The 13,894-nt window shown below is 44.7% G+C and carries 12 protein-coding genes; 6 read left to right on the plus strand and 6 right to left on the minus strand.

What is annotated here, in order from left to right:
• Positions 1 to 33 precede the first annotated feature (33 nt).
• From secA to G517_RS0113945, 3 genes are all read left to right on the plus strand, one after another.
• Positions 34 to 2,751 (plus strand): preprotein translocase subunit SecA, encoded by a 2,718-nt coding sequence (gene secA, locus G517_RS0113935; RefSeq protein WP_028304917.1) that lies wholly within the window; start codon positions 34 to 36, stop codon positions 2,749 to 2,751.
• 15 nt (positions 2,752 to 2,766) lie between these two features.
• The gene (argJ, locus tag G517_RS0113940; RefSeq protein WP_028304918.1) at positions 2,767 to 3,981 is read left to right on the plus strand and encodes a bifunctional glutamate N-acetyltransferase/amino-acid acetyltransferase ArgJ; all 1,215 of its coding nucleotides are present in this window, start codon (positions 2,767 to 2,769) and stop codon (positions 3,979 to 3,981) included.
• A 129-nt stretch (positions 3,982 to 4,110) separates the two neighbouring features.
• Positions 4,111 to 5,055 (plus strand): Nudix family hydrolase, encoded by a 945-nt coding sequence (locus tag G517_RS0113945; RefSeq protein WP_028304919.1) that lies wholly within the window; start codon positions 4,111 to 4,113, stop codon positions 5,053 to 5,055.
• Positions 5,056 to 5,212: 157 nt separating this feature from the next.
• On the opposite strand, the gene yacG is transcribed toward G517_RS0113945, so the two are convergent.
• The 5 genes from yacG to pilB all read right to left on the minus strand — a co-directional run bounded on the left by yacG (position 5,213) and on the right by pilB (position 10,009).
• Entirely contained in the window at positions 5,213 to 5,419 is a 207-nt protein-coding gene (gene yacG / locus G517_RS0113950; protein WP_425413776.1) for a DNA gyrase inhibitor YacG, read from the minus strand.
• Positions 5,420 to 5,421: 2 nt separating this feature from the next.
• A complete protein-coding gene (gene coaE / locus G517_RS0113955; RefSeq protein WP_028304921.1) occupies positions 5,422 to 6,036 on the minus strand; it encodes a dephospho-CoA kinase in 615 nt (204 codons plus the stop codon).
• Positions 6,037 to 6,087: 51 nt separating this feature from the next.
• Complete coding sequence (locus G517_RS0113960) at positions 6,088 to 6,993, minus strand: prepilin peptidase (protein WP_028304922.1); 906 nt, start codon at positions 6,991 to 6,993, stop codon at positions 6,088 to 6,090.
• Entirely contained in the window at positions 6,993 to 8,228 is a 1,236-nt protein-coding gene (locus G517_RS0113965; protein WP_051206417.1) for a type II secretion system F family protein, read from the minus strand. The genes G517_RS0113960 and G517_RS0113965 overlap by 1 nt, the downstream gene beginning before the upstream one ends.
• 101 nt (positions 8,229 to 8,329) lie before the next feature.
• Positions 8,330 to 10,009, minus strand: coding sequence for a type IV-A pilus assembly ATPase PilB (gene pilB, locus G517_RS0113970; protein ID WP_028304924.1), 1,680 nt, complete (start codon positions 10,007 to 10,009; stop codon positions 8,330 to 8,332).
• Positions 10,010 to 10,199: 190 nt separating this feature from the next.
• Here pilB and G517_RS21270 point away from each other — a divergent pair, with 190 nt between their 5' ends.
• Entirely contained in the window at positions 10,200 to 10,604 is a 405-nt protein-coding gene (locus G517_RS21270) for a pilin (RefSeq protein ID WP_051206418.1), read from the plus strand.
• 148 nt (positions 10,605 to 10,752) lie between these two features.
• Here G517_RS21270 and ppa read toward each other — a convergent pair whose 3' ends face one another.
• Positions 10,753 to 11,286, minus strand: coding sequence for an inorganic diphosphatase (gene ppa, locus G517_RS0113980; protein WP_028304925.1), 534 nt, complete (start codon positions 11,284 to 11,286; stop codon positions 10,753 to 10,755).
• Positions 11,287 to 11,693: 407 nt separating this feature from the next.
• On the opposite strand from ppa, the gene G517_RS0113985 reads away from it, so the two are divergent.
• Positions 11,694 to 13,418 carry a bifunctional protein-serine/threonine kinase/phosphatase gene (locus G517_RS0113985; protein ID WP_028304926.1) on the plus strand — a complete coding sequence of 575 codons (1,725 nt, stop codon included), beginning with the start codon at positions 11,694 to 11,696 and terminating at the stop codon, positions 13,416 to 13,418.
• Positions 13,419 to 13,505: 87 nt separating this feature from the next.
• Positions 13,506 to 13,880 (plus strand): VF530 family protein, encoded by a 375-nt coding sequence (locus G517_RS21400; protein ID WP_084632260.1) that lies wholly within the window; start codon positions 13,506 to 13,508, stop codon positions 13,878 to 13,880.
• The last annotated feature ends 14 nt before the right edge of the window (positions 13,881 to 13,894 follow it).

Here is a 13,894-nt window from a genome sequence, read left to right on the forward strand (position 1 = left end):
GTCCTAGCGCGTTCTCATTGCTGAAGAAAAAACATGGTTGCATCTCTTTTAAAAAAAATTATTGGTACTAAAAACGACCGTGAACTGAAGCGGTTGGGTAAGATTGTTAACAAAATCAATAGCCTTGAAGATCAGACTAAAACGCTATCTGATGATGAGCTTAGAAATAAAACGACTGAGTTTAGGGATCGCCTTGCAAAGGGCGAGAGCATAGATAGCCTGCTTCCTGAGGCTTTTGCTGTATGTCGTGAAGCTAGCTCCCGAGTGATGGGTATGCGCCACTTTGATGTACAGCTTATCGGTGGTATGGCCTTAAACGCCGGTAAAATAGCGGAGATGCGTACGGGTGAGGGGAAAACCTTGGTCGCAACGCTGGCTGTTTATCTTAATGCCATCCCCGCGAAAGGCGTTCACGTTGTTACGGTGAACGACTATTTAGCACGCCGTGATGCAGAGTGGATGCGTCCACTGTATGAGTTTTTAGGCTTAACCGTTGGTGTTTCGGTTCCAGGTATGAACCCTGAACAAAAACGCGCCTCATATGCCTGCGATATTACCTACGGTACCAACAACGAATTTGGTTTCGATTACCTTCGCGATAATATGGCTTTCAGCTTAGATGACAGAGTACAGCGCGAGCTTTACTTTGCCGTTATTGATGAAGTCGACTCTATCTTGATTGATGAAGCTCGTACGCCTTTGATTATTTCTGGTGCTGCTGAAGATAGCTCAGAAATGTATCGTATGATCAATCTTCTGATACCCAAGCTGCAAGAGTGCGTTGAAGAAGGTGGTGAGGGGCACTTCACAAAAGATGAAAAACATCGTTCTGTTGAATTAACAGAAGATGGCCATCAGTTTATTGAAGAGCTGCTAACAGAACAGGGTCTTTTGCCAGAAGGTGAGAGTCTTTATGCCCCTGCGAATTTAGGCTTGTTACATCATATTAACGCCGGTTTGCGCGCGCATAATTTGTTCCAGCGAGATGTTCACTACATTGTTCAAGATAATGAAATTGTTATTGTTGATGAGCATACGGGTCGTACTATGCCCGGACGTCGTTGGTCTGAAGGGTTGCATCAGGCGGTAGAAGCTCGTGAAGGTGTTTCTATCCAAAATGAAAGCCAGACAATGGCTTCAACGACATTTCAAAACTACTTCCGGTTGTATGAGAAGTTATCCGGTATGACTGGTACGGCGGATACTGAAGCCTTTGAGTTCCGTCAGATCTACAGCTTAGATGTTATTGTCATCCCCCCGAATAAAACCGTTCAGCGTAAAGACCATAACGATTTAATTTTCTTGACGATGGAAGAGAAATTTAACGCCATCATTAAAGACGTTAAATTTGAGGTTGAGCGTCAGCGCCCTGTTTTAGTTGGTACAGCGTCGATCGAAGCATCAGAATATTTGAGCCGCTTACTGGTTGAAGCCGGTGTTGAACATAACGTGCTTAATGCCAAGCAACATGACCGTGAAGCTCATATTATTGCTCAAGCGGGCCGTCCTGGTGCGGTAACGATCGCAACCAATATGGCCGGTCGTGGTACGGATATTGTGCTTGGTGGCAGCTGGGAAGAAGAGGTTGAGCAGTTAGACTCACCTTCCCAAGAGCAGATAGATGCGATTAAGTCACAGTGGAATGAGCATCATCAAGCTGTGCTAGATGCCGGTGGTTTGCATGTGATCGGCTCAGAGCGCCATGAGTCTCGCCGTATTGATAACCAGTTACGAGGTCGCTCAGGTCGACAGGGTGATCCAGGTTCAACACGTTTCTTCCTTTCTTTGGAAGATGACCTGATGCGATTGTTTGCTTCAGAGCGGGTCAGGGGTTTTATGCAAGCCCTTGGTATGGAAAATGGCGAAGCCATTGAACACCGCATGGTAAGCAATGCGATCGAAAAAGCTCAGCGTAAAGTTGAGGGACGCAATTTTGATATTCGTAAGCAGCTGCTTGAATACGATGATGTAGCCAATGATCAGCGTACGGTCGTCTACCAGCAGCGTAATGAAGTATTGAATAGTGAGTCGATTGCTGAGGTTATTGATTCGATTCGCAGTGACGTACTTTATGATGCGATTAGTACCTTTATTCCACCACAGAGCATGCCGGAGCAGTGGGATGTTAAAGGGCTTGAGTTGCATCTTGAAGCCGAATTTGCTTTGCGTTTACCGCTTCAGGAGTGGCTGGATGATGATCAGCAGCTGTTTGAAGATAGCTTGCGTGAAAAAATACTGGCTGAGTTAACACAGCTTTATCGTGAGAAAGAAGTTCATGTCGGTGAAAATACCATTCGCCAGTTTGAGAAACAGGTTTTACTGCAGGTTCTAGATACTCGTTGGAAAGAACATCTGGCGGCGATGGATCATCTTCGCCAAGGTATTCACCTTCGTGGTTATGCGCAAAAGAACCCTAAACAAGAATACAAGCGTGAGTCTTTTGAGTTATTTCAAGAGATGCTGGGCAACATTAAGCATGATGCGATTCGTATTTTAAGTCATGTCCAAGTGCAGCAAGAAGCCGATGTTGAAGAAATGGAGCGTCGTCGTCGAGAAACTGAAGCAGAGCAAGCCTATCAGTACCAGCATGCAGGTAGTTCTGCGATGGCAAGTGAGACTGACTCTGAAAATACTCCACCCGATGATGCGACCCAACCCTTTGTGCGTGATGGCCGTAAAGTAGGGCGTAATGAGCCTTGTCCTTGTGGTTCCGGTAAGAAATTTAAACAATGTCATGGAAAATTAAGTTAAACGAGGAGTGATGTAATGGCTGTTGGCCCTTCGGACCTACCGGTTTTTAAGACTATTTCAGGCATACGTTTAGGCGTTGCTAGTGCCGGAATAAAAAAACCGGGCCGAAAAGATGTTGTTGTTATTGAGTGTTCTGCGGGTGCAAGTGTCGCTAGTGTTTTTACCAAAAATGCATTTTGTGCAGCGCCTGTTCAAATTGCTAAAAAACACATTGAGCAAGCCACGCCTCGTTATTTCTTAGTGAATACAGGTAATGCTAATGCCGGAACAGGCCCAACAGGGGTTGAAGCTGCCGCTCGTTGCTGCGCCTCCTTGGCAAGCGTTACCGGTGTTGCTGACTACGAAGTACTGCCTTTTTCTACAGGTGTTATTGGTGAGCCGCTGCCGGTTGAAAAAATTGAAGCCGCTCTAGCCGATGCCGTCGATAATCTGGCGGAAGATAACTGGGTTGCAGCCGCAGAAGGCATTCTGACCACGGATACCCGTGCTAAAGGTGCTGTTGCTAGCGCCTACATCAATGGCCAAACAGTTAATATCAACGGTATATCGAAAGGCTCTGGCATGATTAAGCCGAATATGGCGACTATGCTGGGCTATATCGCGACAGATGCTAAGATCGACCAGGGTTTGTTACAGCAGATGTTGACGACGACGACCAATCGCTCGTTCAACCGTATTACCGTTGATAGCGACACCTCAACCAATGATGCTTGTATGTTAGTAGCAACAGGTGTGTCTGCTGAGATTTCAGCAGAAGATACCGCTGCTGTTGAAGCTTTTCAGAAAGCATTAGATAGCGTGGCTATGCCGCTTGCACATGCCATTGTGAAAGATGGTGAGGGTGCGACTAAGTTTGTTGAAATTAGTGTGACTCATGCGGGAACGGACGAAGAAGCCTTAGAAGTTGCCTTCACGGTTGCCCATTCACCTTTGGTTAAGACCGCTCTATTTGCAAGTGATGCAAACTGGGGACGTATCTTAGCGGCTGTAGGTCGTGCTAATGTGGATCAGCTTGATGTTGATTGCATTAATATTTGGCTAGGTGATGTTCAGATTGTTGAAAATGGTGGCCGTAGCGCAAGTTATACAGAGGAAGCGGGTGCTGCAGTGATGGCGAATGAAAATATCACCATTCGTATTGATCTCGCTCGAGGAGATGAGCAGGAAACCGTTTGGACGACGGATCTGTCCCACGATTATGTAACGATTAATGCTGACTATCGTAGTTAGAATAACCGGTTTTTATTCAGTTTAGTTCGTGTGTTTATATAAATGGTAGAGGGGTGGGATACGATTAGTATGGCTAATAGGTATCCCATCCCTTTTTTTATGTCTGAGTATTAATAATACAGGTGCCCCATGCCCAAGCATCTTCATGTTGCCGCTGCTGTTGTACGCAATGATCAAGGTGAAATTCTTATTGCCCGCCGTCCAGCCACTGTTGATCAAGGAGGATTATGGGAGTTTCCTGGTGGTAAATTGGCTCCCTATGAAACAGGGAAACAAGCCCTAGGCCGTGAGCTTAATGAAGAAGTAGGAATTAGTATTGAGAAAGCGTCACCGTTAATTCGTGTGCATCATAGCTATCCCGATCGCGCCGTATTACTGGATGTTTGGCAGGTTGATGCTTTTTCTGGTGAAGCTTATGGCCGAGAAGGACAAGCGGTACGTTGGGTTAAAGAGAAAAATCTCAGTCAATACACCTTCCCTGAAGCAAATAAGCCTATTCTTAAAGCTCTCAAGTTACCGGATCACTATATGATTACCGGTGAAGCCGTAGATGATGCGGATTGGTTGAGTAAGTTACAAAATACACTCGATATGGGTGTCGAGCTAATCCAAATGCGGGCCCACGGTTTATCTGAGAAAGCATTTATTCAGCGTGCGACAGCGGCTCTTAAATTAACCCGAGCAGCAGGTGCACGTTTGATTCTTAATGCTGAGCCTTCTATTTTAGAGCGTGTTGATGCTGATGGTATTCATTTGACGACAGAGCGTTTATCTCATTTTTCGAGTCGTCCAATCCCAACCGGTAAATTTTTGTCCTGTGCTTGCCATAATACTTCCCAGCTAAAAACGGCACTTACTTTACAAGCGGATATGGCAACCTATAGCCCTGTTCAAGAAACCGAGAGCCATCCGGGTATTGAGGCGATTGGTTGGCAGGCTTTCCATGATGCCATCGAATATATTCCTATGCCTGTATATGCCTTGGGAGGCTTAGGGCGATCAGATATTCGTCGTGCCCGTGGATTAGGTGGACAAGGTGTTGCGGGCATTCGTGCTTTTTGGCCTCAAACTTAAATAACCCTGTATATAAATAGTCCTGTCTAAATAGAGGCTAGCCGTCAGTATAAAAAAACACCTGCAATGAGACGCCATATTTTAAGCGAGTGAGTGGTGAAGTCGTGGGCAGGTGTTTTTTATCTCAGAATATTCGATTTGAGTGACGTTTTAGCTGCTAATCCCTAGGATAAGCATCCATTAGATCACTGCTTGCCTCATCAAATGCTGTCTCTCCTGCTATTTTATGGCTTTCACTTGCCCATTCACCTAGATCAATAAGACGGCATCGGTCACTGCAAAATGGGCGATGGGGGCTTTCTTCGCCCCAGGTAACCGGTGTTTGGCACGTTGGGCACTTAACGGTTAGTGGTTTGTTAGTCATTGTCATTCCTGATCGTTGGCTGATTTTAAATAATATTGATGGTACTCAAGACATTTTTGTTGGAGCTGTTCAAGGGTGGTGTCATTAAGAATAATGTCGTCGGCTCGCTGTTGGCGTTCACGCCTAGGCATTTGCGCTTTAATAATAGCGTCCACCTGCTCTGTACTGTTATTGTCTCTTTTAGCGGTACGCTCAAGCTGAACGGATTCTGGCACATCAATTAACAGGGTTCGATCGGTTAGCTCATCTTGGCCACTTTCAAATAATAGCGGCGAAACAAGTATGCTATAGGGTGATGATGCCTGTTCTAATAAGCTAACAATACGTGCGCGTATTGCTGGGTGCGTCACCGATTCTAGCCAGTGTCTTTCTTCGGGATTTTCAAAGATTTTTTGGCGTAACCAAGCTCTATTGAGGGAGCCATCATCTAAAATCACTGAGGGCCCAAAGTGCTGCTCAATATTTAGAAGCGTTTCTGAGCCTGTTTCAACAACATCACGGGCAACAATGTCAGCATCAACAATGCAGATGCCTAATGTTTTGAAATAGTCTGATGCGGCTGTTTTCCCTGAACCAATACCGCCCGTTAGACCAACAATAAGTGTTTTCTTGCTCATTTTATGGGGTTTAATCTCTTTGCTGTAAAGGCTTACCGGCCATGTTGGCGCTCAATAAAAAAGATACGCCATAACAGAGCGCACGGTATCAGGAAATGATAGGCAGAGCCAGCCAGAGAGCGCTAGTGCAGGGCCAAAGGGCGTGCCTCCTTGATGTTCTTTGTATTTTAGCTTATAGAGTAACGCGATCAGTAGCCCGCTTAAGGCGCTAATCAGCAGCAATGATGGTAATTGAAGTGCCCCTAACCAAGCCCCTAATGCTGCTAGCAGTTTAAAGTCCCCGTAGCCCATGCCTTCCTTGCCCGTGATCAACTTAAACAGCCAGTAAATCGACCACAGTATCAGATAGCCGATGGCGGCTCCCCAAACAGCTTCCGTCAAAAAACTAGGGTGGTAAAGGCTTTGGTAAAGTAGACCCGACCAAAGCAAGGGAAGCGTTAGGCGGTCTGGCAGTAAGAAGGTATTTAGATCGATAACGGCTAATGCCAACAGGGTAAGGCTCACGAAAAATAACACCAAACCTTGTATCGATAAACCAAAATTAAGCACACTGACTATGGCCAGAAAAGCAGAAATAATTTCGACAATAGGGTACTGCTTTGAGATTGTAGTATGGCAGTGATGGCAGTGTCCCTTTAACAAGAGATAGCTAACAACGGGGATATTTTGCCAAGCCTTAATAGGGGCGTTACAAGCTGGGCAGTGAGAGTTCGGCCAGGCCAAGTTAAAGTGGGGCTTGATTGTTTCGTGGGTTGGGTTCTGAGCTATATCCGCTAGAGGGGAACCATCGGCTGAAAAGGTATCCAGCGAGTATTGCTGTAGCAGCTCTTGCTGCAGCATTAAGGGTATGCGGTAGATAACTACATTGAGAAAGCTACCAAGCAGTAATCCAAATAATCCTGCGATAACCAATGTAAGTTCTAAAGATTGTTCCAGTAAGATTAATAGTGACTGCATTAAAAGAGGCTGCCCATTTTAAAGATTGGTAGATACATGGCCAACACAAGTCCGCCAACCAAGAAACCTAGCACTGCGACAACAATGGGTTCAAGTAGGGTTGTCATCGCTTCCACGGCATCATCAACTTCTTCCTCATAGAATCCTGCCACTTTGTCTAGCATGCGATCTAAGGAACCTGATTCTTCACCGATGGATACCATTAGTGTCACCATTGTAGGAAAAATACGGGTGGTTTTAAGTGCAAAATGAAGTTGCTGCCCCGTGGCAATACTGTCTCTTGCGGTGAAGATTGCACGAGTATACACCCGATTCCCAGAGGCACCTGCAGAGGATGTCATGGACTCAACAAGAGGCATACCGGCAGTAAAAGAGGTTGAGAGCGTTCGTGCAAAACGGGCAATGGATGATTTTTTTATGATGAGACCAATAATAGGCATGCGTAACGTAAGTGCATCGATTCGGTAGGCGACTTGTTCAGAGTTTTTATAACTTTTTTTCAGCAGAAAAGGGATGAGTATCAACAGCCCTAGAATACTCCACCACCAGTATTGAATGAATTCTGATATGCCGATCACAATTTGCGTCATTATCGGTAGTTCGGCATTAAAGCTATTAAATAATGCCTCAAATTGAGGAACAACTTTTAGCAGTAGAATAAGCATAACGGCAAAGCCGATGGATAGTACAGCGATAGGGTAATACAGCGCTTTTTTGACTTTAGCTTTGATCCGGTCTGTTTTCTCTTTATAGAGCGCCACTCGGTTCAGCATGGCTTCTAAAGCACCTGATTTTTCTCCCGCCTCAACCAGATTGCAGAATAGTTGATCGAAATACTCCGGGTGTCTGCGTAAGCCCGCGCTCAGCATGTTTCCATCAGCAACTTCGTTACGAATACTGATAATTATTTTCTGCAGTGCCGCATTTTCTGTACCTTCTGCAACCACATTAAGTGATTGAACGAGGGGGATGCCGGCTTGTATCATCGTAGATAACAGACGGGCAAAAAGGGCTATCTCACGGGTTGTTATTTTCTTTTCACCAAGGCCAAAGAGTGCGGGCTTTTTTTTGCGTATTTTACCAGGGGTAATGCCTTGCTTACGCAGTTGAGCTTTCACAAAGTTAATATTAAGCGCCTGCAGCTCACCTTCTTGCTCTAAGCCTTGGCTATCCATTCCTTGCCAATAAAACATAGGGTACTGCTGTTTATTGGGAGCATCCTTTTTTCTGGCCATTTTAGCGTGTCCTTATGGCTAGCGAGCTAAAAAATAGGTCAATGTGATTTTCGATTATCCTTATTCGGGATTATAGGCCATCAGGTTAGGCCGTTGAGTCGTTAGTCAATGGTGACTCGATTGACCTCTGCAAGGCTGGTTAATCCTGCTCTAGCTTTATTAAGTCCCGATGTCCTCAGTGTGTTGAAGCCTTCTTTGCGGCTTTGTTGAGCAATATCAATTGAGTTAGCATTGGCCATAATGAGTCGTGATATTTCAGGCGATACGGGTAGTAACTCATAAATACCAATACGCCCTTTGTAACCATTATTACAACGCTCACAACCTTCTGGTTCGTAGAGTATGATGTGCTCAATATCCTCTGGTTTAAATCCTGCATCAATTAATATACAGGGAGGCGGTGTCGCTGGTTTTTTGCAATGGTTGCAGAGTTTTCTAGCCAGGCGTTGGGCGATGATCAGGCTAACCGATGTAGCAATATTGAAAGCAGGAATCCCCATGTTTCCTAGGCGAGAAAGAGTTTCTGCAGCACTATTTGTATGTAGCGTGGATAAAACCAAATGACCTGTTTGGGCTGCTTTAATAGCAATCTCAGCGGTTTCTAAGTCACGAATTTCACCTACCATGATGATATCGGGGTCTTGTCTTAAAAATGCCCGTAGAGCCGAAGAAAAATCTAAGCCGACCTTTGTGTTAATACTAACTTGATTGATGCCTTCTAGATTGATCTCCACGGGATCTTCCGCAGTGGATATATTGCGTTCGGGCGTGTTGAGGATATTGATGCCGGTATAAAGCGTTACTGTTTTACCGCTACCGGTTGGCCCTGTCACCAGAATCATACCCTGAGGTTTGGCTAGAGCTTTTTCAAATGCCCTTTTTTGCTCTGGTGCGAAGCCGAGTTCATCAATACCTATTCGTGCCGCGCTGGAGTCAAGTACGCGCAAGACTACTTTTTCACCCCATATTGTTGGCAAGGTATTAACACGAAAATCGATAGTACGAGTTTTGGATACGTTTAACTTAATGCTGCCATCTTGAGGGATTCTACGTTCAGATATATCCAAGTGAGCCATGACTTTTAGGCGGCTTATAATGCGATTACGCAGAGAGAAAGGCGGTTTGATCACTTCATGGAGTATGCCGTCGGTGCGGTAGCGAACCCGAAAGCTGCGTTCGTAAGGTTCAAGGTGGATATCTGAAGCCCCAGTTTTAATGGCATCTAGCAATATTTTATTTACAAATTTCACGATGGGTGCATCATCGGTACTCGATAAATGCTCGGCTCTTTGATGTTCATCTGTATCTAAACTATTAGCCTCTTCATCCTCTAATCGAGCAAGGGCTGCTTCGTCACCCTCAATATAGGCATCCACGGTGCGAGTAAGTTGATCATAAGCAACCAGTATGACTTCAGTTTTAAGCCCCGTTTGGAACTGAATATCATCTTCTGCGGCTAGATTTGTGGGGTCGAACATCGCTAAAAATAATGTGTTACCTCGTTGAAATAAAGGTAATGCCATATGGTGACGAATAAGTTTTTCACTGACTAAGTCTTTAGGCAAGTGTTCACAATCAAAGGCGCTGAGATCTAAAAAGGGGATGCCGAACTCATGGGCAATAGTTAGGGCAAGGGCGTTAGAGTCTACTTTTTGATAAGTAGCTGCATATTGTAAAAAGGATATATCTTGTACCCGTGCCTTTTCGGCAATAACAAGAGCTGCGTCCTTGCTGATAACACCTTCAGTGATTAATCGTTGTGTAATGCTGCTTAATGTCACAGAACTCTCCTCAGGTAAGTGCTATTCCGTTTAGCATCCTAGGTTTGTTACGCCGTGAGAGATGTCTTTATTATCTGATCTGGTTTTATACCTTAAATTTTTACTTTTAAGAGTGATAATTCAACTGTTAAGTTAACTCAACTAGACTATCACTTATAAGGGACGTTTCACTAATTTAAGGATGAATATGATGAAAACACAACAAGGTTTTACCCTCGTTGAATTGCTTATTGTTGTTGCAATTATTGGGATCTTGGCTGCGGTCGCAACACCTATGTACAGCGATTATGTAGAGAAAGCTCGGATATCTGAGATTCACTCCCTCGCCGCGGGATATAAAGTGCGTATTGGTGTGTGTCATATGATGACCGGCGGTCTTAACGGATGCAAAACCAACGGTTCAAATGATTTTGATGTGGGGCGAGCTATTGTCTCAGGGGATGACTTTAAAAATGTTAAAACCTTGAGTGTTAAAAACGGCGATATATCAATTAAGACCAGGAGTACGGCTGGTGGAAAAAGTTACTGCTACAAACCAGAAGAGATAGAAAGTGTGATCAAATGGGATTTTAGTGAGGGTGTATGTAGCCCATAAAGGTCGTAATACAATAGCAATAAGAAAGATTATTGCGACAAGCAAAAATCCCTCAAACACTGATCAAATCAGCGATTGAGGGATTTTTAATGTTAGCCGCTTTTAGGCCGCTAGCATGTTGATACCATTATCTATTTTTGCGAGCAACTTATTTGTCTGCGTTAAACGCTGCAATAGATTTAACAATAGCATCACGGGCTGCTTCTGCATCGCCCCAACCTTCAACTTTAACCCACTTGCCTTCTTCTAGATCTTTGTAGTTCTCGAAGAAGTGAGTGATCTGCTCACGCAGCAAAGTAGGGATATCATCAACATCCTGAATTTCTTTGTAAACAGTTGTCAGTTTATCGTGGGGAACAGCAACCAGCTTAGCATCAGGGCCAGCTTCGTCAGACATGTTCAGAACGCCAACAGGACGGCAGCGGATAACAGACCCCGGTAGTACTGGGTAAGGTGTGATCACTAACACGTCCAGAGCATCACCATCTTCAGATAGCGTGTTCGGGATAAAGCCGTAGTTGGCTGGGTAGAACATAGGGGTTGCCATGAAACGGTCAACCATAATGGCACTGAACTCTTTCTCAATCTCATATTTGATTGGAGAGCTATGCGCCGGAATTTCAATGGCTACATAGATGTCATTTGGTGCGTCTTTGCCCGGTGGAATTTTATCGAAATCCATAGTTCTGACCCCAGATATAGAGAAATGTGAATGGAAAAGTAGGGTTTCTACCCTCATAAAAGCTGGCAGGATTATATAGTCAGAGCCTTTTGATTGCCATTGCCCAGAGTCCGATTCCTACTAAAGAACACAAGGGTTTAGCTTACGGCTGCTGTAATATTGCTTACTGGCCTCCGTTGTTTTGAATTTATGTCGATTCTTGTGAGTCTTTACGACCTGGTTACGGGTTACTTACATTTCTCTCCATAGGTCTCTATAGGCATAAGGCTTGCCACTATTGCATAATATTTGCAAGCTTATAGATTCAAAGCCGAAACAAGGCTGTAGGGCTTTAATTGGGCCTTCAAAGTTCGTACTGCCGTACGGTAAGCAGGCGACAATCGATAATCACGACCCGAGTTGGTGCAATGACCCGAGATAGTCAACTAAAAGTCAGTTATGGGCAGGCGTTTATTGCGCCGGACAGAAACTCAATTCGTTCTACCATGTCGGTGAAAATACCCGAAGGCTCAGGTTTAGCGGTGAAAGGTGTCGCAGCGGTTGTCGCGGACTCAACGTGGCGCAATGTGATTGCTAAACAGGCGGCTGAAACCTGTGTACGGGGCTTTCTTGCTGATTACTATGCAACGCCTGATAATTGGGATGTTAAAACATCGGCAACCAAGGTGCTTAGTGCTTTAAATGGCTGGCTGTTTAGCCAAGGCAAAAATGTATCCAATGGTAACTATATCAGCTCTTTTAGTGCCGCAGTGCTTAAAGGGCGTCAGGGCCATCTATTCCACATGGGCGATACACTGGTTTATCGTTTACGAGGTGGTGAGTTTGAGCAACTAAACCGAGAGCATACTAACTTTATTGGTGGTTATCGGTATCCCTCGCGAGCCCTTGGCTTGGATCCTAGTGTTGATATTGATTATCACCAGTTTTCTATTAAGCAGGGTGATATTCTACTGTTTACCACGCAGGCGAGTAAGGGCACTTTAGTTGCTTCAGATTATGTACAACAGATTCGGCATAATGCTTCAGATTTGAATGAAGCCTGTGATCGTTTGCTTGATGTGGCAATGGATAAGGCAAGCGCCCGAGGTTATAGCAGTACGCACTTTTGTTTTCAATTAGTCCGTATTGATATGCTACCGGATGAAGCGGGGGACACCATTGGAGAGGTTTTTGGTACGCTCCCTGTTCCCCGTGAGTTAAATGTAGGTGAAGACTTAGATGGTTATCGCGTCTTAGAAGTGCTCAACAAAAGCAATATGAGCTGTATCTACCGCGTTGAAGATAAGCATACGGGCCGTGAAATGGTCTTAAAAGCACCTTCGCCACAGTTGTCCAGTCGTAAAGGTTTTTTACGCCAGTTTATTATGCAGCAGTGGGTCGTTGAGCGTGTTAATTCTCCTTATGTGGCTAAAATTGTCGATGCTTCTCGGCCAAGAAATTACCTGTATTATCTACGGGAATTTGTTGATGGTAAGACCCTGAGCGAATGGATGATTCAAAATCCTCATGCGGAACTGCGCCGCTTAATCGATTTAATCGAACAGATGGTTAAAGCGGTTCGGGCGCTACACCGTCGTGATATTCTCTGCCAAGGCTTGCATCCTGATAATATCTTGGTCGATCAGCAGGGGATGATTAAGCTGATTGATTTTGCCTCCTGTGCTGTACCGGGAACGGATGATTTACCTTCACCGTTATCCATTGCCCGTATGGTTGGCTTAAGCCATTACAGCGCACCGGAATATCGATTAAATCGAGAGCCTGGGCCAAGTGCAGATCAGTTTTCACTGGCAGTTATTGCCTACTGGATGATCACAGGTCATCAGCCTTATGCGGGACAGATGGATAATTTCCATAGCCGAGCAGATTTCTCCCGTTTGGAATATTTACCAAGCTTTCAGTTTAATCCTATGATACCTGTTTGGTTAGATGGGACATTACGTCGTGCATTGCAGCCTAATCCAGAGTTGCGTTACCGTCGGTTATCAGAGTTTATATATGATTTGAAAAAGCCAAACCCACATTATATTAAAGAAGGAAATTTACCCTTAGCAGAACGCAATCCTTTGGTGTTTTGGAAGGGCTTATCAGGCATCTTACTGTTATTATTGATAGCCAGTATGCTGTACTAAAGAAGAGATTTTTTCTCGGCAATTTATTGATGAAAGGAGTCTTGATGACTCCTTTTTATTTTGAACGTCACATAGGCTTAAAAAAGTATGACCACTGATGAACGCCCTGTTACTGCTGTACGCAAAACTGACCCGCTACATGGCATTAAACTTGAGCAGATACTGAATGAACTGGTCGCAGAATATCAGTGGGAAGGGCTGGCAGAGCGTATCTCTGCAAACTGCTTCAAAACGAACCCTAGCGTTAAATCAAGTCTAAAATTCTTGCGTAGAACCCCGTGGGCGCGGCAAAAAGTTGAGAGTCTTTATCTTCAAATGAAAGGGCATTCTGCGAAAAAAAGAGCCACTAAAACAGAGGCTGTTTTAGTGGCAGAAGTGAAGAGGTCCATTGCGGATAATGCTAAGCGCTCCCTCGATACAACGCCAGATACCAGTCCTTGGTCGAAGGCAAAGCGTAAATAGCCTTAGACCTTAAA

Source organism: Oceanospirillum maris DSM 6286 (assembly GCF_000422865.1).
GTDB classification, from domain to species: Bacteria; Pseudomonadota; Gammaproteobacteria; order Pseudomonadales; family Halomonadaceae; genus Oceanospirillum; species Oceanospirillum maris.